This is a genomic window from Ruegeria sp. CL3 (genome assembly GCF_056536505.1).
In genome coordinates this window covers 181,767-203,589 of sequence record NZ_JBQFPT010000005.1, presented here as the reverse complement: position 1 = coordinate 203,589, position 21,823 = coordinate 181,767, and the positions used below count along the sequence as shown (strand labels likewise).

Below are 21,823 nucleotides of genomic sequence, written 5' to 3'. Positions count from 1 at the left end.
CGGAAAACAAAAGACCCCGCCGAGAACGGCGGGGCAAGGCGTAGTGCCTTGTGTCAGGCCACAGGCACCGGCGGTTTTCGTGATATCAGTTGTGCATCTCGGCCCGGATCTGCTGGCGCAGAACGTCGATCGGCACCGTTTTGCCATCGCGCTTGAAGCACCAATAGGTCCAGCCGTTGCAGGAGGGGGCGTTCTCAAGATGTGCGCCAACCTGATGGATCGAGCCTTTGACGTTGTCGCCAACCAACGTTCCATCCGCGCGAACCTTGGCTTTATGGCGCTGGTTCATCGAGTAAAGCTCTTCGCCCGGGCGCAGCATCCCACGTTCGACCAGTTGACCGAAAGGAACACGCGGTTCGGCGCGTTTGCTAGCGCTGACCTCCAGCGCCTCGCGGTCGAACTTACGCACCTTCGAGATGCGCTTCTCAGCCACTTTACGATAGCTTTCCTCGCGCTCGATGCCGATGAACTCACGGCCCAGCATCTTGGCGACAGCCCCTGTTGTGCCTGTGCCAAAAAACGGATCCAAAATCACATCACCCGGATTGGTCGAGCCAATCAGAACGCGGTGCAGCAGAGACTCGGGCTTCTGTGTCGGATGCGCCTTGTCGCCGTTTTCGTCCTTGAGGCGCTCATGCCCGGTGCAGATCGGCAGAACCCAGTCACTGCGCATCTGTACGCCCTCGTTCAGCGCTTTCAGAGCTTCGTAGTTGAACGTGTATTTCGCGCCTTCGCGCTTCGACGCCCAGATCATCGTTTCATGCGCATTGGTGAACCGCTTGCCGCGGAAATTCGGCATCGGGTTCGACTTGCGCCATACGACGTCGTTCAGAATCCAATATCCCGCATCCTGCAGGGCCGAGCCCACGCGGAAAATGTTGTGGTACGAGCCAATCACCCAGATCGCGCCGTTCGGCTTGAGCAGACGATGCGCCGCCTTCAACCACTCACGCGTGAACTGGTCATAAGCACCGAAGCTTGAGAATTGATCCCAGTGATCGTCGACCGCATCCACCTGGCTGTTATCGGGGCGATGCAACTGGCCTTTTAGCTGCAAATTATAGGGCGGATCCGCAAAGATCAGATCAACCGACGCCTCGGGGAGACTGTTCATCACATCGATGCAGTCCCCAGATAGAATCGTGTTTAAAGGGAGCGCTTTTGCGCCCTTTTTGGTGGTCGTTGTCATATCACTGCCTCAAGTATCCACGGCGCTTTTGCGCTCATTTGGTTGAGACAAGGATGAGTCAAAGACGATTCGCCGTCAATTTCTTTTTTGAATCAGCGACTTACGATTTACTCTTGATACAAGATATTGTGTACCGTCTTGAACGAACGCCTATGATGTGGGGTCACGCCAAGATTTTGCAGCGCCTCACGGTGCTGTTTTGTCGGATATCCGGCGTTTGCCTCCCAGCCGTAGCCGGGATGCTGTTGCGCTAAATCCACCATCAGCAGATCGCGCCAGTTTTTCGCGATGATCGAAGCCGCCGCAATCGACACAGATTTGCCATCCCCCTTGATCACGGCCTCGGACGGGATCTGCAGGTCATTGGGAATCATATTCCCGTCGATCAGAAGGTAATCGGGTGTCGGATCCAGCGCCTGCACCGCGCGCACCATGGCCAGATGCGAGGCGCGCAGGATATTGAGCTCATCGATCTCGGCGACCGAGGCCTCTGCCACGGCGATCTCGGCCCGGTCTCGCAACTCTGCCTCCAAAGCTGTGCGTCGCTTGAGCGAGAGCTTCTTGGAATCGTTCAGCCCCTCGGGAATATCGTCTGGGTTCAGGATCACGGCAGCCGCAACCACGGGTCCGGCCAACGGGCCGCGCCCGACCTCATCCACGCCTGCAACCCGGACGTAGCCCCGCGCGTGCAGCCCCTGTTCAAGTTCAAAAGTCGGTTTTGTCATCCCTTCGGAAAACCGCGTTTTCACAGCCGCCGCAACAAAAAAAGAGAGGGCAGCTTGCGCCACCCTCTCTCAGCGCGGTGCTGTTTCGCACCGCTCCTGCTCGACCGTGTTACTTGTAAACGACGCGGTATCCGTGATGGCGCAGGCATGCAGGTTCATATGCCCGCTTTACCTTGTTGCCATTCCAGAACCCGACCTTGCACTCTTGCGGCAGGCTGTTGGTATGTTTGTAGTGTTTGTTGAGGCAATTTGTTCCCAGCAGCGGACGCTGCCCGTAATTGTCATGCTGGCGCAGGCAGCGTTGTGGCAGGTCATAGCGTGCCACGTGTCTGGGCAAAGGCTTTACCTTGGGATGCTTGACCTGAGGCGCAGTTTGCACGTGGTTGTATTGCCGCGCGGCTTTCTCACGATCCTTGCGCTTTTCCTTGCTATAGTAATGCACCCCTGCGCCAATGATCGCGATCGCGGCCAGCCCCCCGAGGATATCCCCCGTATCCGCAGCACGCGCCTTTGAGGCCGATACGCCGGTAATCGCCATAGCCGTCGCGATGATCAGAGCGATGAATTTCTTGTGCATGATGCCTGTCCTTTCCGAGATTTTTGGCGACCCCGTGATGGACCGCGTCTTTGATGCCTCAACACTGGGTCCACCCCCCTCAGACAAGCAATATCGGCCCCGTGTTATTGGATATCAGGTGCCGCAAACCCCTTTGGACATTGAATATCAGCCCAAGCCATGCGCAGGATGCAGCTTATGAAACAGATCTTCTCTTCTCTGGTCGCAGCTGCGCTGATATCGGTGGCCCCGGTGGCGTTGGCCGCGGAATGTTATGCCGACTACAAGGCCAAACAGGACAACCCGCTGCGTCTACACTACGGCGTGATGCAGGTGTCGTCCTGCGACAAGGGGCAGGCAACGAGTGAAGTCGCCCAGCGCCTTAGCGGTTCTGGGTGGACCCTGCTGAATGTCCAGTCCGTCTTCGGGCCGGAAGGGTTGGATCAAAGGAAGGCCAATGCCGGACAATTCTATCTCCGTTTCTGAGGCGCGACGCTCGGGCGTGCGTCTTGTCGTTCTGGGCATTGCCGCCATTGTCGTGATCCTGATCACCGCCGCGCTGTTCCTGTTCTGGACACTGCCCGATGCCAATGCCTTCAATGCCCGTGTGGAACGGCTTTTTGTCGAGGCGGATCTGACCTCACAAACCGAAATTCGGTTGCTTGAGATTCTGGCCCAATCGGGAACGGCCTTTGCCGATACGCTGTCCAGCTACCGCATGGTAATCTATGTGCTGCTGGTCTTTGCCTGCGCAATGATGATCTCGGCCTTGGTGTTTCTGGTGATGCTGGCGTTGCTGAACCGGCGCATGGCACAGATCGAACGCACCGGCATCCAGGTGACATCCCTGCTGATCAGCCGCGAAGAGAACACCGTCTACCTCAACAACATGGATTTCAAACTGACCCCCGCGGCGATGGAGACCCTCTCGGTTCTGGCAGAATCCCGGTTGGATGATGAGGTCCTGTCAGGCGCGCAGATCGAGGCGACGATCTCGGGTCGCGATGCCGCCGATTGTGACGAGGCCGCAGGCGCCACCCGAATAAAACGGCTGCGCGACGCCTTGGGCAATCAGATGGTCAGTGAGTTGCTGGTCAAAAACATCGCCAAAAAGGGCTATATGCTTTCGATCGAAAAAGACGTCATCCAGATGGTTTAGAATCCGCGCCCCTCTTGGAATGCCCGGCCAAAACGCCCATTCTATAGAGACCCCGGGCAAGGGAGGGATGGCGATGAACGTCCACACCACACCAAAATCCAACGGTTATGACATCTCAGTCGAACATCTGTCCGACAGGATCGCGATTTTTCGCGATGGCCTTCTTTTGGCCGAAAGCCAGAATGCCAAGGTGATGTATGAAACCCGGCTGCCGCCGACGATCTACGTCCCTCGTTCGGATGTTTGCGTCGACCTGAGCGGTGAAACCGGCCTGCAAACCTTTTGCCCCTTCAAAGGAACCGCGACCTATCACGATATCAACCTGCCCGGAGATCGCCTGGCCAATTCGGTATGGGCCTATGACGACGCCCTGCCAGAGAGCGCTGCAATTCGGGGACATATTGGGTTCATGCCCAGTGCCTATACGGATATCGACCTCGGCAAGAACCAACTGCGTGACACCGAAGACACCAATATCAGCGGCCCGCTGATTGACTGGCTGATGCGTGGGGCGTCCCTGTCGGATACACCAGAAGCGTTCACCAAGGCGTTGGCCGAAAAGATGCTGGAACACGGGATAGCGATCCAACGCCTCAGCATTCTTGCATGGTCCTTGCATCCCCTAATCGCCGGCAAACACTTCATCTGGGAAAAGGGCGAGGATGAGATCCTGACCCGCGCGCCCACCTATGAAATCTACGACCACCCTGCGTTCATCAACAGCCCGTTGCGCCACGTCTCGAACGGATTGGGCGGCGTGCGCCAAAGGGTAAATGACGAAAACCCGCATAACAGCTTTCCCATCATCGAGGATTTACGGGCCAAAGGGGCCACGGACTATGTCGCCATGCCGCTGCCTTTCTCGGACGGTCGAACAAACGTGCTAACGCTCAGCTGCGATCATCCCGATGGGTTCACGACAGAGAACTTAGGGCTGGTGTTCGAATGCTCTGCCGTGATCGCCCGTTTTTACGAGGTGTTTATGCAGCGCGAAAACGCACAGGTTCTGCTGGAAACCTATGTTGGCAAACGCTCAGGCGCGCGCGTGCTGGGCGGAGAGATCCGACGCGGCGACGGGGATGAGATTGATGCGGCCATCATGTTCTGCGATTTGCGCAACTCGACCAGCCTGGAAGAAAGTCTTAGCCGGGATGCCTATATCAATCTGCTGAATGAGTTCTTTGAGACGGTCTCGGGTATCGTGGACGAAAACGGGGGCGAGGTTCTGAAATTCATAGGCGACGCCGTTCTGGCCGTTTTCCCAGCGGGTGCGGAACCCGCGCAGGCCCGCGCGAATGCCCAACAGGCGGCAACAGAAATCGTCGAAAAACTCGCCGAACTGCGTTCAGCGGATCCTGATATCCACTGCGACTGCTCAATCGGCGTGTCCTATGGCCGGGTGACCTATGGCAATGTCGGCTCGCGCGAACGGTTGGATTTCACCGTTATCGGACAAGCCGCCAACGTCGCTGCACGTCTGGGTGAGCATAGTAAATCGACCGGGTACCGCATTGTCGTCTCGCAAGACATTGAGCCCGCATGCTGCAATGCAATCCCCCTCGGCGATATCAAACTGCGCAACGTGTCCCAGCCAGTCACGTGTTTTGCCCTGCGAACGGCGGCTGATGTTGAGGTCGGTGGTCCAGCTTAACCTTGGCGGTTTGTCAAACTCGCTGTGTTTGATCTGCTTCGGCAAAATGGTGTGCATAGTAAGCTGGGACCCGTCCCGCCACCCTGTCGATTGGCGCAAAATGTACAATTTTTAGACCGTGCCCAACAAGATCAAAGCGGTCTGCGCCGGTGATATGGTGCTTTGCAGTTCCGCGATCTGACTGCGGGCCAGATACGTGTCCGTCAGTTTCTGAATGGCTTCAGCCTCAGTGAATTGGGCCAGATCATCCGATCCAGTTAAGGCTGACAAACGGTCCTTGAACACCTCAAGCTGCCTGTCCAGATTGAGCTGCGAAAACGAGGATGGCAGGCCAAGTGCAGTCTCCATCATGCTGCGCAAGGGTGGCAAGCCCATCAAATCGAACCATTTCGTATTCGCGCTGCTGGCACCGGCAGCCAGTTCATCAAGCGCATGTTGCGCGTAGAGGGAAATCCGCATTGTCTCATTCGTCTCACCCACGGAAACTTCGAAACGGGACACCAGATTGTCTTCGGCGATCTGCTCCATATTCGTGATCAGTCCGGTCTTGCGCACCTCTCCGGGGCCAAAACCGAAGGCTTGAGAAAACTCGCGATACCGCTTGTCGGACAATCGGTTGGACAGGGCATCATCGGCTCTGGTTCCATCCTCCAAAATCTTTTGGATAAAGAACCGATTGTTGATGTCCTCTCCCAACCCGAAGGCGCCCAAGGCCACCTGTAGCAACCGGCGATCCGACACCAGATCTTCGGCGGATTGAACCTTGCTTATGTTTTCCAGAAAATACTGCCTGTCCCTCTGGTTGACGCTGGAGTTCGTAAAGCTCTCCAGCTGCGCCTCATAGGTCCGCTGCAAAAAACGCCAGCCGACAATACCGCCAGAGGGTATGACAGGCTGGAACGTCATTGTCGGTACGCCATCAGCCGCTCTTCCCGTGGCAACAAAGAGCGGAGGGACTTGAGGCATTTATAGTATTGCTCGGCCACCAGTGCTTCGGTCGCCTCGCTCAGAGCACGACGACTGTCTGAATCCGTGAACACCTGGCTTAGTTCCTCAACCCGGCGCAGCAATTTCTGGCGCGCCTGATCAGGCTCCATATCACCAGACAGCACTAATTGAGCAGCGTAGCAAACGCGGCGTACGGGCGTTGTGACTTCGTCCGGGTGGATCGCATCGCGCAGTCGCAAAACGTTGGCTTGCGGTGTCATGATCGAAAACCGGCTGCGGCGGTCTCCATTTTCGATCACTACACCATTGATCAACACACGCTCTTTCGGGGCAAGTTTCAGGACCAGGCCACTCATCCGGCGGCCCTCATGTGTCGTAGACCCCGCAGAACGGCCATGTTGATCTCCAGCAAAGGTTCTACCGTCGCGGTGTTCCCCAAAACCTGTGCGCTGTGCTGCTCCGTAAATTCGGCCAGGTAGAAAATCCGCGCGCGCAAATCCTTCGGCAGCGAGTTGTCCGAGTCCGCCACGCCGGTCGCCAGCACTGTCCACAACCGCCGATTTTCATGCAGTGCCTGAACAAATCCGGAAAAATCCGTCGCCTTCCGGGCTGCTGCTGCTTTGAGCCGATGCGTGATTTTCGAGATCGCCTCATACTCCGTATCCCGCGGCGTGCGGGTCGGAGCGGCAGATTGCGCATAGGCGCGTTGAGCGTAGCTTTGCGGTGTCACTTGAAATCCTTCCAATAGTCCGTCTTCAGGCAGTCAGGACCGGGGCGTGGTGTTCACGCCCCGACCGGGTTCCGAGTTTAACGGAACAGAGACAGGATCGACTGCGGCGCTTGGTTGGCAATCGACAGCGACTGGGTGGCCAGCTGCTGTTGCACCTGCAGCGCCTGCAAACGGGCCGAGGTTTCTTCCATATTGGCGTCCACCAGAGAGCCGATGCCCGATTTGAACGAGTCCGACAGGTTCGAGATGAACTCTTTTTGTGTCTCGATTCGACCCTGCGCCGAGCCAAAGGAAGCCGAGGCGTCGATCGCTGTGTCGATCAGACCCTCAATGGTACCCAAAGCAGCCAGTGCCCCTGCGTCGGTCGAAACGTCGATCGAATCCAGAGCACCAAGACCCCCCGCACCGGCATTTGTGAATTGGGCCGCGATGGTCACATCACGGTCGGCATCAGCACCAGCCGTTGCAGTACCGGTCACAAAACTCAGGGTTCCCGGGCTGCCGGAGTCATAGTCGATCGCGACACCCGTGATGCCCAAAGAGTCGATCTTATTCTTCAGACCTACGGCGACGATCGCATCCGTGTAAGCGGCATCATAGGTACCCGAGGGATCGAGATCAGAGTCTTGAACGGTATAGGTCGCAACCTGATCACCCACCGCAATCGAAATCTTGTCGCCCGCTTCGAAGTTGTCGGTCGAGCTGTCGATCACGATGTCACCGCTGCCACCAGTCTTATCCATGGTGAAACCAGCAGTGTCGTTGTCAGTTGTCACGTTGTCCGAACCTGCCAGAACACCCTTGGCGGTGTAGCCACCAACCGAAAGATCCTGAGCAGCGACGCTGATCGAAGACGCGGTCACGTCACCCGCCGCATCACGATCCAGAGACGCCAGTATCGACGCCGGGCCCGACGACCCGTTCACCAGGTTCAGACCGTTGAACTGAGCCGCACCAACAACAGATTCGATCTGATCCTTAAGCGCGCTCACGTCAGCGTTGATCTTGGCACGATCCACGTTGTCTTCCTGCGCCCCAACGATCTTTTCCTTCATCTGGGTCAGAAGGTCGGTGACAGTTTCAGACGCGTTCCGCGCAACGGCTACCGTCGATTCACCCAGCGAGAGGCTGTCTTTAATCGCGTTGAAGCCTTTGACGTCCGATTCCATTACTTTGGAAATCGCCCAGACGGCCGAGTTGTCTTTTGCTGTTGCGACATCCTTGCCGGTGGAGATCGCGTTCTGGGTCATCTCGAGGTTTTTGTTGACCGATTTCAGGGTCTGCAGCGCAACCATCGCGCCGTTATTTGTCAGAATACTGGACATAGTTCCATCCTTTTGCGTTAGGGCTTCAGCGCCCAAGATCACCCCGCCAGACAAGCGGGCTTTGGTGTCTTTCTGACCTGTGCGATGCGCCGTCCGGCCCGTCGCGCCACCCGCTGTTTCAGGTGCAGAACCACCTTTGACCTTGATCCCCTAACGGAGTGCTAAAGCGGCCCAACTCGAAATTTCAGATTTGAATCAACTCTGGTCCTATGCGCGTTTTTCCAACTTTGCCTGACCTCGTACTGTAAAACCATTGCGCTGCCCGTCGGCCCCATAGGTGCTGAATTCCTGCCGGACGCGACGCAACTCGGCCATGCGGGTGGCAACCGCGCGAATCCCCTCGGCCGCGCTGTTCAGCAGCGCCTGATTCCGCTCCACCTTTTGATGGACGCGAAGCAGATCATCGCTGCTGAGCACCTGAAGATCGTTGATCGCACCGATCAGTTTCTCTTTTTCAGGGATCATATGATTGAGACGCTCAAGATCACCGTCCACAAGCGCGGCGCGCTCAAGATCAAGAACCTCTTCCAGTGATTTGATCAGAAGATTGGGTTCATGTGTCATCGGAATTCTCCATCAAGGATTGGAACAGAAGTTCGGACAGGCCAACGCCACCGGATTGCGCCATTTGCCGGGCCTGTTGCTGCACAAGAAAGGACGAGAACTGGTCCTCTCCGGCGCCGCCACCGAACGAATCGCGTGCTTTTCCCAAGCCTGCAGATTTCAGCATTTCGACCAGAAACGCCGCCTCAAGCTCAACCGCGGCGGCTTGCAGGCGGTCATGGGTTGAGGGCGGCGGCGGCATCGACTGGAGGGGAGGGATTTTCATCGGCTTCTCCGAAAATTGCATCGAACTTTCTTGATCAAAGACGAAAGCGGTTAAAATAAACGTAACCTCCTTTGGGCAGTTTGACCGTCAACCACGACGGAGCCGGAGCAAAATGCCTAACCCTCTTACGCTGATGACACCCACGCAAAACACGGCCACGAAACCGGGGACGCGCGAAACCACATCGGAGACGTCCACGCGCTTTCAGGATGTTCTTGAGGAAGAAACGCCGCAGCCTGAAGTCGAGGTAGCAGCCGAGGATGAAACCGCCATTGCACGGGACATTGTGCCGGAGGATTCTGCCCTAGAAGAGGTTCTTGCAGACCCTCTGCCAACCCAGCCTGACGCTCCTGAGGAACACGTGTTTGGGGACTTGGCCGCACTGCCAGTGCCGAGCGAGACGCAGGTAACGCAAGGGTCTGAAACTGTACCTATTCAATCGAAACTCGAGGGTGCAGAAGCACCTAAGACCGACTCTGGCGCAATGCATAAGGTTTCAGTTGCTTCACCGCAGCGGCTTGAGGTCGAAAACAAGCACAATTCACCTGTTCAGCCACAACCCAACACCGTCCAAACGGTCTCAACCAAAGCCTCAGACGGTCACGTCCTGTCTGCGAAGCCGATTGCGGGGCAGCCTGTTCCAACTGAGAGGGCACAAACCTTGGCTGTGATGCAACCTACTGAACCGGCCGCTGCCCCCCAGAACAATGCAGTGACAACTGCGCCTCAGCCCTCCAAACCCACACCAACTCTCGCGCAGATGCAGGTGATGGCGTCTGTGCGGAACGCAGATTCCGAAACTGCCACAGAGATCCGCGAAACTGACGGCGTGATTGCCACGCGCGAAGAGCCCTTGTTTCAGAACGTCCGCGACACGGCTTCGGTTGCGCATCCAGCCACACAGGCTGCCAAGGCTGAAATCACCCGAACCATCGCCGGGCAGATGGCGGCAGCGATTCAGGTTCGCGCGGGTTCCGGTACGATCGAGATTGCACTCAGCCCCGAGGAACTGGGGCGGGTCTCCATTACGCTCAACGGTCGCGAGGATGGGATGGTTCTGACCATAGCCGCCGAGCGCCCCGAAACACTGGACCTGATGCGCCGACATCTCGCCGTTTTGGAGGCTGAACTCCTAAGCCTTGGATATGGCGACATTTCGTTTGATCTAAGCACATCGGACGATGCGCAGGATGATACTGCAACCCCGAAGGCAAGCGACTATGGTCCTTCCCATTCGAATGAACTGGATTCGCCAAACGCTCCAATCATTCCCCGAAACCTCTCGGGTCGTGGCATTGATATGAGGCTTTGACCAATGATCACTCCTACAAGTACCGCCCAGGCTGCGGCACAGGCCCCGACTTCGACCGCATCGAAGGCGTCCAAGCTGACCTCGGATTTTGAGACCTTTCTGCTGATGTTGACCGCACAAGCGCGAAACCAGGACCCGCTGGAGCCTATGGATTCCTCGGAATACGCCTCTCAATTGGCTCAGTTTTCGATGGTTGAACAGCAGGTTCAGACCAATGATCTGCTGTCTTCCCTAAGCACGGCGCTGGGCGGGCAAAAGCTGAGTGAGCTGTCCAATTGGGTGGGCGTTGATGTTCGATCAGCTTCGGCTTTTCGATTCGAGAACCAGCCGGTCACTCTGTTTGCTCAGGCCGATGCAACAAGCGATGAAGCCATCATGGTGATCCGCAATGAAACCGGCACCGTGATTGACCGCATTCCCGTCAATCACACAGACACCGAATTTCTCTGGGCCGGAACCGACGTTTCGGGCAATCCGCTAAGCCAGGGCACGTATTCCGCTACGTTGGAGAGCTACAAGGATGACGAGCTGTTGTCGCAACGTCTGGCCGCCAGCTACCACCGCGTGGTTGAGGCGCAAATTGCTGATGGGACGGTGCATCTGTCCCTGCAAAGCGGCGCCATTGTGCGCTCGGATGAGGTGACGGCGATCCGAACGGGTGCTTGATCTGATCGGGCTGGCAGTCCAAACCTTGGCAAATCACGATTCCCTTGCTGAGCGGTACGTCCCCTGCCCCATGTCAACGCGCCTCTACCAGACCTGATTGACCAGCTGCGCACGCGCGGGCTGATCACGGGGCCCGTGCAGTTCGAACCTCTGTTTGGGGGTAGAACCAATCTGGTGTGGAAAGTTCTGGGGGAAAGTGGCGACACGGTATTGAAGCTCTACCGAACCAAACTGCGCAACCCGATGTTCCGCAATGACGCCCAACTCGAAGCGCTGTGTCTGCGCGCATTTGAGCAAGAAGGGTTCGTGCCCCGATTGCAGGCAACAGGGCAGCATAAGGGCGACGCCTGGGTTCTGTACGATCACGCGCCGGGTCGCCCGTGGGAAAGTGACACGGCTCAGGTCGCCTCTTTGCTGCGCAGATTGCATTGCGCGACGGTCGATTTGCCGCTGCCTACAGGACGGAACGGCAGCGCTGACTTGGCCCACCACGGGGCCGAGCTTTTGGCGTTATGTTCCTCGGACTTTAAAGATCGCGTCACCGCGATGCGGCCTAAGGACCCTGTGCCGCCAACAAAAAGAACGTGTCTGATCCACGGCGACCCTGTGGCCGGGAACATTCTGGTGGATGGCTCCAACCTGACCCTGATCGACTGGCAATGCCCGGCAATTGGCGATCCCTGCGAGGATCTGGCCCTGTTCCTATCGCCTGCCATGCAGCACCTCTATCGCGGCGCGCCACTGAACCCAGATGAGCACGCGCAGTTCCTAACCGCGTATGGCGAGCACGAAACAGTTGCCCGCTACGAAGCATTGCGTCCGTGGTATGCATGGCGAATGGCGGCCTATTGCCTGTGGCGGTTTGAGAACGGATCAACAGACTATGAAAAGGGCCTGCAGCTTGAGCTAAAGGCCCTTGAGGACCACGCTATTTCTGAATGACGGCGTCTTCCCAGGCCGTCAGAAATTTCTTGCGCTTGAGCGTGTCGAGATACGTCAGTAAAGCAGGTTCCAGCGTAATTACCGCGCTTTCTTGCACCTGCAGTGACGTGAGCAAGGGCAAAGGTGCCAGCTCAGGCCCTGCAACGATCAGATGGCGGACAAACGCCTCGGCGGCGGCAGGATATTGCGTGTTTTTCACCACCATCGCCGTTCGCATCATGGTGGTCTGAAAATCGCTGGGCAGAATGACCTCGAGCGCTTCTTTGCCGTCGACCCGCGCCGTTGCGTAGCTGCCAAGCACGTTATAAGCGACCGCGATTGAACCGCTTGTCAGATCGTCAATCATGTCGCCCGAGCAGCAATATAGACGCAGGTCCAGTCCGCCCATGACCTCCATCAGACGCCAAAAGGTCTCAGACGCGCGGGCATCTTGCGTCGCAAACAAATAACCCAAGCCGGATTGCCGGATATCATAGGTGCCGACCTTACCACGGAAGGCTTCGGGGCGCGCGCGCAGGGCCTCGATCAGTTCCTGCCGGGTTTGCGGAACGGGATACCCTGCGAAGGCCGCACGGTTGATGACGATGGCCGCCGGTTCCTGGGTAAAAGCAAACAGGCTGTCATGCCACTGGGCCCAATCCGAACCGGGCAAATTATCAAGCGGCATTGCAAACCCATCATTGGCAAGTTTCAGCTGCAGATCCATCGCGCTGGAAATGACAATATCAAACGCCTCAGGCGCAGCCCGCACACGCGCATCCAGATCGGCGGTTCCCGTCACCAGATACTCGACGGAGACATCTGGATTTTGCGTCAGGAACCCCTCGATCAACGGCGCGAAAAGCGCAGTGTCGGTGCTAGAGATGATACGCAAACGCGGACCATCAGCGGCAGCGTTGAACACCCGCTGGTCTTCCCACTCCTCTGCCGTGCAGGCCGAGGCCAGAAGCGTGACGATCAAAGCAATAAGGTAACGCATGCGCCTGCGCCTTTCCGGTTGGTCAGGATCAGATCGCCACCATGAGCCTTTGCGACATCCTGAACGATGGTCAGGCCAAGCCCTGAGCCAATGGTCCCGGCCGCATTCTTACCGCGCTCGAACCGCCGGGTGAGCGTGTCAATTTCACTTGGTGGAAAGCCCGGCCCCTGATCCCGTACGCTGATCTGGGCTTGCGCCCCTTGCGAGACCTCGATCTCGACTACGCTTTCGGCAGGGGCATATTTTAGCGCGTTGTCGACCATGTTGCGTACCGCATTCTGGATCAGGATCGGATCGCCCGAATAGGTCACAACAGGGTCCCCGACCAAGGTCAGGGAAAGGTCCTTCATCTCGGCAATGGGTGTGAGGCGCTGAACCAGATCGCGGACGAGAGCGACTAGATCAATCTCTTCCCGCTCCAGATGATCGGCGCGAAAGGTGATCATCGCGTGATCCAGCAATTGCCCCGCCGCCCGAGAACTTTCGTCAATCGCCCGTACCATCGAGCGCAAAGCCTCTCGATTTTCTTCCTTTTCAACGCGTTGCAACGTCGCGTCCGCATAGGACCGAACCGTTGCCAATGGCGTCCGAACCCGGTGCGCCGCCTCGGCTATAAAATCCTCGGACTGGCTGAGCGACTGATCCAAACGCCCCATCAAAGAGTTCAACGACGACACAAGCGGGGCCATTTCCCGTGGCACCGGCTTTCTGAACGGGCTGAGGTCCTGAGGGCCACGGCGAGTCACCGACGTCGTCAGCTTGTTTAACTGTCCGATTGTGGCTGACGTTGCCCAGAACGATAACCCGGCGACCAGCGCGAAGAAGCCGATCCCCAGATACGCCGCGTTTCGTGAAATCTGCCTGAGGGTTTCGGCCAATGCGTCTTGCGTTTGACCAAGGGCTACTTCGACTTCGGTCCGGGTTCCCAAACCCACGAGAGTGCGACTGGCGCTGACCTGGCGAATGGTCTCTCCGCGCACCTCGCCCGATTGAAAAGTCCATTCGCCATTGGGCGTTCCATTCGTGGCTGAAAGATCGTCGTAGCCGGACAACAGTTCTCCGTCCTGAAAGATGGCGTAAAACACCCGATCATCCGACGGCGTACTTAGCATCGAGAAGGCGGCGTAGGGGATGTCGACCTCAAGCTCTCCGTCCCGCAGAGCGACGGCATCGAGGATCGAGGTGACGGAGGCACCAAGGATATTGTCCTGCCCTTGCTGCGCGACGCGAGCGGCATAACTGCGCACCGTAAAGAACAAAAGCAACGCCAGAATGGCCGCGCCGCCAATCAGGGTCAGCACCAGACGATTACGAAGAGATCCTGAAACCGCGGGGCTAGCTGACATGATCCAGCCTGTAGCCCAGGCCACGCAACGTGGTAATTTTCAACTCCGAACGCTCGAGATGTTTGCGCAGGCGGGCGACATACACCTCGATAGCATTGTCCGAGACATCGTCATCGTAAGAAAACAGCCTGTCCGCCAGTTTTTGTTTCGAGAACACCTGACCGGGCGCATTGATGAAGAACTCCAACAGGCGCAGTTCCCGGTTGCGCAGCGACAGCGTCTCACCGCCGACAATCAGGTGACCGGCAACCGGGTCGAAAACGATACCGCCGATCTCGATCGTCGTTTTGGCGATCCCGGATTTGCGGCGCAAAACGGCGCGGCAGCGGGCCTCGAGCTCTGCGTGATCGAAGGGTTTGGTGACGTAGTCGTCGGCCCCCAGATCCAGCGACCCGATTCGATCCGAGACTTGGCTGCGCGCGGTCAAAACGATGACAGGTGTGTCCAGATGACTTGCACGGTGGCGTTTGAGGAAATCGCGCCCATCCCCATCGGGCAGCATGATGTCCAACAGGATCAGGTCATATTCCTCAGCCTCGACAAACGCGGTCGCATCGTCCAAAGTTGCAGCATGATCAACGACATGGCCGTCCAGTCGCATCCGCGAACCGATAGCGTTCGCGAGGTCCATATTGTCTTCGACCAGCAGGAATTTCATAGGGCGTTCGCAGTATTTTCGCGCATGAAAGGTTGATGTCAGGTTGATGTGTTTTCTTGATCTCAATCTGTGCCGCCAAGCGGCCAGTTGTCAAATGGGAGGACATCATGACAACTTTCAAACTGGGCCGTCGCGCCCTGATCTCGGCTGTGGCCGCTGTTGGTCTTGCGGGACCTGTTCTGGCTGACGGCCATGAAGTCGTGGACAGCATCCACTTCCTGATCCCCGGCGGCGCAGGCGGCGGTTGGGACGGCACTGCACGCGGCACCGGCGAGGCGCTGACCAAGGCAGGGCTTGTGGGCACAGCGTCCTATGAGAACATGTCGGGTGGCGGCGGCGGTAAAGCCATTGGCTATCTGATCGAGAACGCCGACAGCAACCATGGCACGCTGATGGTGAACTCGACCCCCATCGTGATCCGCTCACTGACGGGTGTTTTCCCGCACAACTTCCGCGACCTGACGCTGGTCTCGGGCACAATCGGCGACTACGCGGCCATTGTTGTCGGTAAGGACAGCCCGATCAATTCGATGGCGGACCTGCTGGCCGCCTACGACGCGGACCCGGGTGCAACAGCAATCGGCGGCGGCTCGGTTCCGGGCGGTATGGACCATCTGGTTGCGGCCATGGTGATGGAAGCAGCGGGTAAGGACGCGCTTGGCGTCAAGTACATTCCTTATGACGCAGGCGGCAAAGCCATGGCAGCCTTGCTGTCGGGTGAGATCGCAGCGCTTTCCACCGGCTTCTCGGAAGCGGTTGATCTGGCCAATGCAGGCGAGGTGAAAATCATCGGTGTGACTGCGGATGAGCGTGTAGACGCAGCGCCCGACGCACAGACCATGAAGGAACAGGGCATCGACACCACCTTCGTCAACTGGCGCGGTTTCTTCGCAGCGCCCGGCCTGCCCGAAGACAAGCTGGCCGCTTACCAAGACGCCATCGCCAAGATGTATGACACCCCCGAGTGGGAAGAAGTACGCGCGCGCAATGGTTGGGTGAACATCCACAACTCGGGCGACGATTTCTCGACCTTCCTCGAGCAGCAAGAGCAGCAGATCAGCGATCTGATGAAAAAACTGGGCTTCCTCTAACCACCACTCACGGCAGAGCGGCCCGCCCGCTCTGCCACAATCAACAAAAACACGAGGGAGGGGATGTCATGGCGCTGGATCGCTGGATCGCGCTTGTTTTGCTTGGGGTCTGTCTGGCCTATGGCTACGCCGCCTGGTTTACGATGGATGGCAGCCTGCCCCCCTTCATGCAGCGCAACCCTATTTGGCCAAGCACCTTCCCCAAAGTGCTGTCTGTTCTGGGCATCATCGCCTGCACGATCATCCTGCTGGGCTTCGAAAAATCCGAGCCGAAAGCGGCGGATATCGACTACCGACGTCTGGGTGACTACCACCTTGATCAAGCTTTGATGCTATTGGCCCTGATGGTGATTTATGCCCTGTGCCTGCGGCCCGTCGGCTTTCTGATCTCGACTTCTGCCTTCCTGATCCTTGGCTCCTTCATTCTGGGCGAGCGCAAGTGGCACATCATGCTGCCGGTTGCATTCATCGCCACAGGCGCGGTCTGGTATCTGGTTCAGGAAGTCCTGGGCATCTACATGCGCCCCCTGCCGGGCATTTTCGGAGGCTGACATGCTTGAAGGACTTCTGATCGGCCTGCAAACGGCATTCTCAATTCAAAACCTGCTGATGGTCATTGCTGGCTGTCTGATCGGCACCTTCATCGGCATGCTTCCGGGCCTCGGCCCGATGTCGATCATCGCGATCATGATCCCAGTTGCGATTTCTATGGGCGATCCGTCAGCGGCGTTGATCCTGCTGGCAGGCGTCTACTACGGCGCGATTTTCGGAGGCTCGACTTCGTCCATTCTGCTGAACGCACCGGGGGTTGCGGGCACGGTTGCCTCCAGCTTTGATGGCTACCCGATGGCGCGGCAAGGCAAGGCGGGTAAGGCGCTGACCATCGCGGCCATTGCCAGCTTCGCGGGCGGCACGCTTGGCGCCATTCTGTTGATGGTCTTCGCGCCAGCACTGTCCTCGGTCGCACTGCTGTTCCATTCGGCAGAGTACTTCGCCCTAATGGTTGTAGGACTGTCCGCAATCGCGGCATTTGCGGGATCGGGTCAGGTCGCCAAAGCAATGATCATGACGATCCTCGGCCTGATCATGGCAACCGTGGGCGAAGGCGCTTTGTTCAACCTGCCCCGCTTCACCATGGGGATCATGGACCTGCAATCAGGCTTCGGCTTCATTACGCTGGCCATGGCCATGTTCGCCCTACCCGAGGCGCTGTTTCTCGTCCTGAAGCCCAAAGACCTGAAAGGCGACGACGGAGAGATCAAGGACCTGCGCATCACCAAGGATGAGGCAAAAGCAATTGCCCCAGTCATTGGCCGTCAGTCCGTTCAGGGCTTTTTCATCGGCGTATTGCCTGGGGCTGGGGCGACAATTGCCAGCTTCCTTGGCTACGCGGTCGAACGCAATATTGCACCGAAGCAGGAACAGGAAGAGTTTGGCAAAGGCTCGATCAAAGGTCTGGCCGCACCGGAATCTGCCAACAACGCGGCCTGTACCGGGTCATTCGTACCACTGCTAACGCTGGGCATCCCGGGGTCGGGCACAACGGCCATCCTGCTAGGTGCATTGATCGCGCTGAACGTGACACCCGGCCCGCGCCTGATGGTGGATGAGCCTCAGATCTTCTGGGCCGTCATCATGTCGATGTTCATCGGCAATCTGGTGCTGCTGATCCTGAACCTGCCGCTGATCCCCTACATCGCCAAAGTGCTGGCCGTACCGCGCAATTTCCTGATCCCGTTCATCCTGTTCTTCACCCTGATGGGCGCCTATATCGGCCAGAACAACGCGACCGAGCTACTGCTCCTCGTGGGTTTCGGCATCTGCGCCACCGCGTTGAAATTCGCGGACTACCCCCTCGCCCCGCTTCTGATCGGGTTCATCCTTGGCGGGATGATGGAGGACAACTTTGCCCGCTCGATGCAGCTCTATGACGGGATCGCCTTCATTTGGGAGCGCCCGATGACTCTCGGCCTGCTGGTGATCGCCGTCCTTCTGGTGCTGCTGCCGAGCTACCGCGCGCGCCGTGCGCGGGCACGGGCTGCGGGGATTGCGGATGGGGACTGACCCTCTGGCCGGCATTCGCGTTCTGGATCTGACGAACGTGCTTGCCGGCCCCTATTGCTGCTATCAACTCGCATTAATGGGCGCCGAGGTGATCAAGGTCGAACGCCCCGGCTCGGGCGATCTAGCCCGTGTTTTGGGCGCTGACCCTGATCGCAACAAAGCTGGCATGGGGATCAGCTTTCTGGCGCAGAATGCTGCTAAGAAATCCATCACGCTGGATATGAAACATGAGCACGGCAAAGCGCTGCTGAAAAAGCTTGTCCGCACCGCCGATGTTCTGGTCGAGAATTTCAGGCCCGGCGTTATGGATCGATTGGGTCTGGGCTATGAAACCCTGAAAGCTGAAAACCCGCGACTAATCTACTGCGCGATCAGTGGCTTTGGGCAGAACGGACCCCGCCGCGATGATCCCGCTTATGACCAGATCGTTCAAGGGGTCAGCGGTGTCATGTCGATCACCGGCGCGCCAGATACGGCGCCCTACCGCGTTGGCTACCCACTGGCGGATACGGTCGGTGGCCTGACCGCAGCATTCGCCATCTCATCCGCCCTGAACGCGACCCCACGTGGCGCGTTTCTGGATGTTGCTATGACCGACGCGGTTATTTCTACGATGGGTTGGGTCGTCTCGAACCACCTGATCGGTGGCGTTACGCCTGCCGCGCATGGGAACGAAAACACAACCTCGGCCCCCTCGGGCACCTTTGCTACTGCAGACAGTCCGATCAACATTGCCGCCAACCGCGATGAACAATGGCAGGCGCTTGCTCAGCATCTGGGCCGGGACGACCTGCTGGACGATCCAGCCTACACAACACGAGAGGATCGCAAGACCAACCGTCACGCCTTGCGCGCGGAATTGGAGCACACGCTGACCACGCGACCGGCAAAGGAATGGGTTCGAGAGTTGAATGATATTGGAGTGCCCACCGGGCAGGTTCTAACCGTCTCCGATGCGCTCGACGACCCGCAATTATCTGGGCGGGGTTTGATCGGTACGCTGGACATTCACGGTGAAGACCTACAGCTCGCTGGCAGCCCTATTGTCATGGACGGCGCGCGCAGACATCCTGGGACTGCACCGCCGGAATTGGGCGCAGACAATTCCGCAATCTGGTCTGAACTCGGGCTGTCGCAGGATGAGATCGATGCCTTGAAAAAGGGGGGCATCATATGAGCGATGTATCCGATTGGTGGCAAACCTCGATCATCGACATGGAGCCTGGCCGGATACACCTGCGCGGAGAGCCAATCCAGGATTTGATCGGCAATTTGAGTTTCGTCGAAATGATCTGGTTCATGCTGCGCGGCGAGAAACCGACCGCAGCACAAGCTCGTTTGTTCGAAGCCGCTTTGGTTGCGGCCGTTGATCACGGCCCGCAAGCGCCCTCAATCGCTGCCGCCAGAATGGCCGTAACCTGCGGTCTGCCCCTGAACAACGCGATGGCCAGCGCAGTCAACATGCTGGGCGATGTGCATGGCGGGGCCGGAGAGCAGGCGGTGCAGCTCTATCACTTTGTTGCAGGGCATTCGGGCGATTTGGGGCAAGCGTTGGACGCATGGATCACCACTCACGGAAAGATCCTGCCGGGCTTTGGCCATCGCTTTCACACCCCGACCGATCCGCGCGCCCCGCGCCTGATGGCGCTGGTCGCCGAAGCCGTCGATCAAGGGGCATGCAGCGGTGATTTCATGCGGATCGGGCAGGCGATTGAGACCGAGCTGGCCCGTCGCAAAGGCAAACCCGTCCCCATGAATATCGATGGCGCGACGGCCGTGATCTATGCCGAGCTAGGCTTTGCCCCACCATTGGCGCGCGGGTTGTTTTGCTTGTCCCGTTCTGTCGGCATCCTGACTCACGCATGGGAGCAGATGGAGCAAGGTGGCCGCAACAAGGGACCGACCCCGCCCGCCTATCGCTGGACCTATGTGGACCCCAAAACCAAGACCTAAACGCCCAGTCCTTCGGTCGACAGATCATCAAGTCGCGGCATCAGGTGCAATAGTTCCTTGGCGTAGTCCGTCTGCGGGTTGGCGAACAGGGCATCGGTCTCTTGGATCTCGACCATCTGCCCTGCCTTCATCACGGCAACGCGGTCGCACATCTGCCGCACGACCGGCAGGTCGTGGCTGATGAACAGCATCGTCAGGCCCAGGTGTTCTTGCAGGTCCTTCAGGATGTTCAGGATTTGCGCCTGGATCGAGACGTCCAGCGCGCTGGTCGGCTCATCGCAGATCAGAAACCGAGGCTGCGTCGCCAAGGCGCGCGCGATGGAGATACGCTGACGCTGCCCGCCCGAGAACTCATGCGGGTATTTCAGGCCCGCTTCCGAACCCAGACCCACCTGATCCAACAGCTCATCCACCCGACGTTTGACGTCTGAACCGCTCATGAGGCGGTGATGACGGATCGGTTCTGCCACGATCTCGTCCACGCGCATTCTGGGGTTCAGCGAGGAATAGGGATCCTGAAAGATCATCTGGATGTTCTTGCGGTACGCGTCCTGCACAGCTTTGTCGCCCAGATCGCTGACCAACTGCCCGTCAAACGTGATCGAGCCGCCATCGACCGGGTACAAGCCAGCAATCATCCGCGCCACGGTGGACTTGCCCGAGCCGGACTCACCCACCACGCCGAACACCTCGCCCGCACGGATATCAAAGCTCACGTCATCGACCGCGGTGAAATAGGTCCGATCCCAAGGCAAAAGACCGCGACGTTGCAGGAAGCGTTTGGTCAGGTTGCGGATTTCGAACACGGGCTTGGACGTGTCATTGTCCACTTTCGGCCAATGGCGCGCCATATCCTCGATCGCGAAGCGCGTCTCACGCCCGCCATAGCTAATCTGCGGGAACCGGTGCAGTTTGAGCGTCGGCCGTGGCACCGCCGCGATTAGAGACCGCGTGTATTCGTGTTGTGGCTGTCCCATCACCTGCGTGGTTGTTCCGGTTTCGACAACCTTGCCAGCATACATGACGGTCACGCGGTCGGTTGTGTCGGCGATGACACCCATGTCATGGGTGATCAGAATGACGCCGACTTGCCGTTCCCGCGCCAATTCCTTGATCAGGTCCAGAATCTGCGCCTGCACCGAGACATCCAGCGCCGTGGTCGGCTCATCCGCTATGATCACATCCGGTTCGGTACACAGCGCCAAGGCGATCACCACCCGTTGGCGCATCCCGCCCGAGAATTGGTGCGGATATTGGTCCAGACGCGTATCAGGATCTGGGATACCCACCCGGTCGATCAGGTCGCGGGCGCGTTGATTGGCCTCGGCGTCGGTGCAACCCAGATGGGCCAGGATGGTTTCGGTCAGCTGCTCTCGGACCGTGAACAAAGGGTTCAGAGAGGTCAGCGGGTCCTGAAAGATCATCGAGATCTTCTTGCCGCGCAGGCCGCGCATCGCCTCGGCATCAAGGCCACTGATCTGTTCTCCGCCCAGCTTGATCTGGCCGCTGGCGATCCGTCCGGGACGTTCCAGCAGCCCCATGACAGCCGCGCCGATGGTGGATTTGCCTGCACCGGATTCGCCCACCAAACCGTGGATTTCACCCGGCTCGACGGACAGGTCTGCGTGATCCACCGCAGTGAACAGCTTGCGGCGGGTCGGGAATTCGACGGTGAGGTCTTGGATGGTCAGAAGGCTCAT

24 protein-coding genes are annotated in these 21,823 nt (G+C 58.2%); 11 read left to right on the top strand and 13 right to left on the bottom strand.

Features of this window, described 5'->3' with window-relative positions:
* Positions 1-85: 85 nt before the first annotated feature.
* From ACR0NO_RS09240 to ACR0NO_RS09230, 3 genes are all read right to left on the bottom strand, one after another.
* Entirely contained in the window at positions 86-1,189 is a 1,104-nt protein-coding gene (locus ACR0NO_RS09240; protein ID WP_170471442.1) for a site-specific DNA-methyltransferase, read from the bottom strand.
* Positions 1,190-1,296: 107 nt separating this feature from the next.
* Positions 1,297-1,914 (bottom strand): ribonuclease HII, encoded by a 618-nt coding sequence (locus ACR0NO_RS09235; protein ID WP_480723739.1) that lies wholly within the window; start codon positions 1,912-1,914, stop codon positions 1,297-1,299.
* A gap of 109 nt (positions 1,915-2,023) precedes the next feature.
* On the bottom strand, positions 2,024-2,491 hold the full coding sequence (locus ACR0NO_RS09230; RefSeq protein WP_480723738.1) for a hypothetical protein: 468 nt from the start codon (positions 2,489-2,491) through the stop codon (positions 2,024-2,026).
* Between the two features lie 177 nt (positions 2,492-2,668).
* Between ACR0NO_RS09230 and ACR0NO_RS09225 the strand changes: the two genes are divergently transcribed.
* The 3 genes from ACR0NO_RS09225 to ACR0NO_RS09215 all read left to right on the top strand — a co-directional run bounded on the left by ACR0NO_RS09225 (position 2,669) and on the right by ACR0NO_RS09215 (position 5,280).
* The gene (locus tag ACR0NO_RS09225) at positions 2,669-2,956 is read left to right on the top strand and encodes a hypothetical protein (RefSeq protein WP_170483167.1); all 288 of its coding nucleotides are present in this window, start codon (positions 2,669-2,671) and stop codon (positions 2,954-2,956) included.
* A complete protein-coding gene (locus tag ACR0NO_RS09220) occupies positions 2,928-3,629 on the top strand; it encodes a winged helix-turn-helix domain-containing protein (protein WP_480723737.1) in 702 nt (233 codons plus the stop codon). Before ACR0NO_RS09225 ends, ACR0NO_RS09220 begins: the two co-directional genes overlap by 29 nt.
* Positions 3,630-3,702: 73 nt before the next feature.
* Entirely contained in the window at positions 3,703-5,280 is a 1,578-nt protein-coding gene (locus ACR0NO_RS09215) for a DUF427 domain-containing protein (protein ID WP_480723736.1), read from the top strand.
* 111 nt (positions 5,281-5,391) lie between these two features.
* Here the strand turns inward: ACR0NO_RS09215 and ACR0NO_RS09210 are convergent, their stop codons facing one another.
* The 6 genes from ACR0NO_RS09210 to ACR0NO_RS09185 form a co-directional block, all read right to left on the bottom strand.
* A complete protein-coding gene (locus ACR0NO_RS09210; RefSeq protein ID WP_480723735.1) occupies positions 5,392-6,186 on the bottom strand; it encodes a DUF1217 domain-containing protein in 795 nt (264 codons plus the stop codon).
* The gene (flbT, locus tag ACR0NO_RS09205) at positions 6,183-6,584 is read right to left on the bottom strand and encodes a flagellar biosynthesis repressor FlbT (RefSeq protein WP_480723734.1); all 402 of its coding nucleotides are present in this window, start codon (positions 6,582-6,584) and stop codon (positions 6,183-6,185) included. Before flbT ends, ACR0NO_RS09210 begins: the two co-directional genes overlap by 4 nt.
* Entirely contained in the window at positions 6,581-6,958 is a 378-nt protein-coding gene (flaF, locus tag ACR0NO_RS09200; protein ID WP_170483159.1) for a flagellar biosynthesis regulator FlaF, read from the bottom strand. The genes flbT and flaF overlap by 4 nt, the downstream gene beginning before the upstream one ends.
* A 77-nt stretch (positions 6,959-7,035) precedes the next feature.
* Positions 7,036-8,283 (bottom strand): flagellin N-terminal helical domain-containing protein, encoded by a 1,248-nt coding sequence (locus ACR0NO_RS09195; protein ID WP_170460017.1) that lies wholly within the window; start codon positions 8,281-8,283, stop codon positions 7,036-7,038.
* Between the two features lie 207 nt (positions 8,284-8,490).
* Positions 8,491-8,847, bottom strand: a complete 357-nt coding sequence (locus ACR0NO_RS09190) for a flagellar biosynthesis protein FlgN (protein WP_480723733.1) — start codon at positions 8,845-8,847, stop codon at positions 8,491-8,493.
* Complete coding sequence (locus ACR0NO_RS09185) at positions 8,837-9,112, bottom strand: rod-binding protein (protein ID WP_480723732.1); 276 nt, start codon at positions 9,110-9,112, stop codon at positions 8,837-8,839. Before ACR0NO_RS09185 ends, ACR0NO_RS09190 begins: the two co-directional genes overlap by 11 nt.
* A 112-nt stretch (positions 9,113-9,224) precedes the next feature.
* Here ACR0NO_RS09185 and ACR0NO_RS09180 point away from each other — a divergent pair, with 112 nt between their 5' ends.
* The 3 genes from ACR0NO_RS09180 to ACR0NO_RS09170 all read left to right on the top strand — a co-directional run bounded on the left by ACR0NO_RS09180 (position 9,225) and on the right by ACR0NO_RS09170 (position 12,032).
* Positions 9,225-10,424, top strand: a complete 1,200-nt coding sequence (locus ACR0NO_RS09180; protein ID WP_480723731.1) for a flagellar hook-length control protein FliK — start codon at positions 9,225-9,227, stop codon at positions 10,422-10,424.
* 3 nt (positions 10,425-10,427) lie between these two features.
* Positions 10,428-11,090, top strand: coding sequence for a flagellar hook capping FlgD N-terminal domain-containing protein (locus tag ACR0NO_RS09175; RefSeq protein ID WP_480723730.1), 663 nt, complete (start codon positions 10,428-10,430; stop codon positions 11,088-11,090).
* Positions 11,091-11,225: 135 nt separating this feature from the next.
* Entirely contained in the window at positions 11,226-12,032 is an 807-nt protein-coding gene (locus tag ACR0NO_RS09170; RefSeq protein ID WP_480723729.1) for a phosphotransferase enzyme family protein, read from the top strand.
* Here the strand turns inward: ACR0NO_RS09170 and ACR0NO_RS09165 are convergent.
* Genes ACR0NO_RS09165 through ACR0NO_RS09155 form a run of 3 tightly spaced genes read right to left on the bottom strand, consistent with a single transcriptional unit; the run spans position 12,019 to position 15,015 of the window.
* On the bottom strand, positions 12,019-13,011 hold the full coding sequence (locus tag ACR0NO_RS09165) for an ABC transporter substrate-binding protein (RefSeq protein WP_170638188.1): 993 nt from the start codon (positions 13,009-13,011) through the stop codon (positions 12,019-12,021). The genes ACR0NO_RS09170 and ACR0NO_RS09165 overlap by 14 nt on opposite strands.
* Complete coding sequence (locus ACR0NO_RS09160) at positions 12,990-14,357, bottom strand: sensor histidine kinase (protein ID WP_480723728.1); 1,368 nt, start codon at positions 14,355-14,357, stop codon at positions 12,990-12,992. The genes ACR0NO_RS09165 and ACR0NO_RS09160 overlap by 22 nt, the downstream gene beginning before the upstream one ends.
* Positions 14,347-15,015 carry a response regulator transcription factor gene (locus ACR0NO_RS09155; RefSeq protein WP_170690727.1) on the bottom strand — a complete coding sequence of 223 codons (669 nt, stop codon included), beginning with the start codon at positions 15,013-15,015 and terminating at the stop codon, positions 14,347-14,349. The genes ACR0NO_RS09160 and ACR0NO_RS09155 overlap by 11 nt, the downstream gene beginning before the upstream one ends.
* Before the next feature lie 107 nt (positions 15,016-15,122).
* Here ACR0NO_RS09155 and ACR0NO_RS09150 point away from each other — a divergent pair, with 107 nt between their 5' ends.
* The 5 genes from ACR0NO_RS09150 to ACR0NO_RS09130 all read left to right on the top strand — a co-directional run bounded on the left by ACR0NO_RS09150 (position 15,123) and on the right by ACR0NO_RS09130 (position 20,123).
* A complete protein-coding gene (locus tag ACR0NO_RS09150) occupies positions 15,123-16,106 on the top strand; it encodes a Bug family tripartite tricarboxylate transporter substrate binding protein (RefSeq protein WP_480723727.1) in 984 nt (327 codons plus the stop codon).
* Positions 16,107-16,174: 68 nt separating this feature from the next.
* On the top strand, positions 16,175-16,657 hold the full coding sequence (locus ACR0NO_RS09145) for a tripartite tricarboxylate transporter TctB family protein (RefSeq protein WP_170460001.1): 483 nt from the start codon (positions 16,175-16,177) through the stop codon (positions 16,655-16,657).
* 1 nt (position 16,658) lies between these two features.
* Positions 16,659-18,170 (top strand): tripartite tricarboxylate transporter permease, encoded by a 1,512-nt coding sequence (locus ACR0NO_RS09140; protein ID WP_170471470.1) that lies wholly within the window; start codon positions 16,659-16,661, stop codon positions 18,168-18,170.
* A complete protein-coding gene (locus tag ACR0NO_RS09135) occupies positions 18,160-19,347 on the top strand; it encodes a CaiB/BaiF CoA transferase family protein (RefSeq protein ID WP_480723726.1) in 1,188 nt (395 codons plus the stop codon). The genes ACR0NO_RS09140 and ACR0NO_RS09135 overlap by 11 nt, the downstream gene beginning before the upstream one ends.
* Positions 19,344-20,123, top strand: coding sequence for a citryl-CoA lyase (locus ACR0NO_RS09130; RefSeq protein ID WP_480723725.1), 780 nt, complete (start codon positions 19,344-19,346; stop codon positions 20,121-20,123). The genes ACR0NO_RS09135 and ACR0NO_RS09130 overlap by 4 nt, the downstream gene beginning before the upstream one ends.
* On the opposite strand, the gene ACR0NO_RS09125 is transcribed toward ACR0NO_RS09130, so the two are convergent.
* Entirely contained in the window at positions 20,120-21,823 is a 1,704-nt protein-coding gene (locus tag ACR0NO_RS09125) for an ABC transporter ATP-binding protein (RefSeq protein WP_480723724.1), read from the bottom strand. The two genes, ACR0NO_RS09130 and ACR0NO_RS09125, sit on opposite strands and share 4 nt — an antisense overlap.

Excerpts from the sequence above, each read along its gene's own strand:
- ACR0NO_RS09210 (WP_480723735.1), bottom strand. The coding sequence starts at position 6,186 with ATGACGTTCCAGCCTGTCATACCCTCTGGCGGTATTGTCGGCTGGCGT.
- ACR0NO_RS09225 (WP_170483167.1), top strand. The coding sequence starts at position 2,669 with ATGAAACAGATCTTCTCTTCTCTGGTCGCAGCTGCGCTGATATCGGTG.
- ACR0NO_RS09145 (WP_170460001.1), top strand. The coding sequence starts at position 16,175 with ATGGCGCTGGATCGCTGGATCGCGCTTGTTTTGCTTGGGGTCTGTCTG.
- ACR0NO_RS09195 (WP_170460017.1), bottom strand. The coding sequence starts at position 8,283 with ATGTCCAGTATTCTGACAAATAACGGCGCGATGGTTGCGCTGCAGACC.
- ACR0NO_RS09235 (WP_480723739.1), bottom strand. The coding sequence starts at position 1,914 with ATGACAAAACCGACTTTTGAACTTGAACAGGGGCTGCACGCGCGGGGC.
- ACR0NO_RS09150 (WP_480723727.1), top strand. The coding sequence starts at position 15,123 with ATGACAACTTTCAAACTGGGCCGTCGCGCCCTGATCTCGGCTGTGGCC.
- ACR0NO_RS09240 (WP_170471442.1), bottom strand. The coding sequence starts at position 1,189 with ATGACAACGACCACCAAAAAGGGCGCAAAAGCGCTCCCTTTAAACACG.
- ACR0NO_RS09190 (WP_480723733.1), bottom strand. The coding sequence starts at position 8,847 with ATGACACATGAACCCAATCTTCTGATCAAATCACTGGAAGAGGTTCTT.
- ACR0NO_RS09180 (WP_480723731.1), top strand. The coding sequence starts at position 9,225 with ATGCCTAACCCTCTTACGCTGATGACACCCACGCAAAACACGGCCACG.
- ACR0NO_RS09230 (WP_480723738.1), bottom strand. The coding sequence starts at position 2,491 with ATGCACAAGAAATTCATCGCTCTGATCATCGCGACGGCTATGGCGATT.
- ACR0NO_RS09215 (WP_480723736.1), top strand. The coding sequence starts at position 3,703 with ATGAACGTCCACACCACACCAAAATCCAACGGTTATGACATCTCAGTC.
- ACR0NO_RS09140 (WP_170471470.1), top strand. The coding sequence starts at position 16,659 with ATGCTTGAAGGACTTCTGATCGGCCTGCAAACGGCATTCTCAATTCAA.
- ACR0NO_RS09155 (WP_170690727.1), bottom strand. The coding sequence starts at position 15,015 with ATGAAATTCCTGCTGGTCGAAGACAATATGGACCTCGCGAACGCTATC.
- ACR0NO_RS09125 (WP_480723724.1), bottom strand. The coding sequence starts at position 21,823 with ATGAGCCTTCTGACCATCCAAGACCTCACCGTCGAATTCCCGACCCGC.
- ACR0NO_RS09135 (WP_480723726.1), top strand. The coding sequence starts at position 18,160 with ATGGGGACTGACCCTCTGGCCGGCATTCGCGTTCTGGATCTGACGAAC.
- ACR0NO_RS09160 (WP_480723728.1), bottom strand. The coding sequence starts at position 14,357 with ATGTCAGCTAGCCCCGCGGTTTCAGGATCTCTTCGTAATCGTCTGGTG.
- ACR0NO_RS09130 (WP_480723725.1), top strand. The coding sequence starts at position 19,344 with ATGAGCGATGTATCCGATTGGTGGCAAACCTCGATCATCGACATGGAG.
- ACR0NO_RS09220 (WP_480723737.1), top strand. The coding sequence starts at position 2,928 with ATGCCGGACAATTCTATCTCCGTTTCTGAGGCGCGACGCTCGGGCGTG.
- ACR0NO_RS09165 (WP_170638188.1), bottom strand. The coding sequence starts at position 13,011 with ATGCGTTACCTTATTGCTTTGATCGTCACGCTTCTGGCCTCGGCCTGC.
- ACR0NO_RS09185 (WP_480723732.1), bottom strand. The coding sequence starts at position 9,112 with ATGAAAATCCCTCCCCTCCAGTCGATGCCGCCGCCGCCCTCAACCCAT.
- ACR0NO_RS09175 (WP_480723730.1), top strand. The coding sequence starts at position 10,428 with ATGATCACTCCTACAAGTACCGCCCAGGCTGCGGCACAGGCCCCGACT.
- flbT (WP_480723734.1), bottom strand. The coding sequence starts at position 6,584 with ATGAGTGGCCTGGTCCTGAAACTTGCCCCGAAAGAGCGTGTGTTGATC.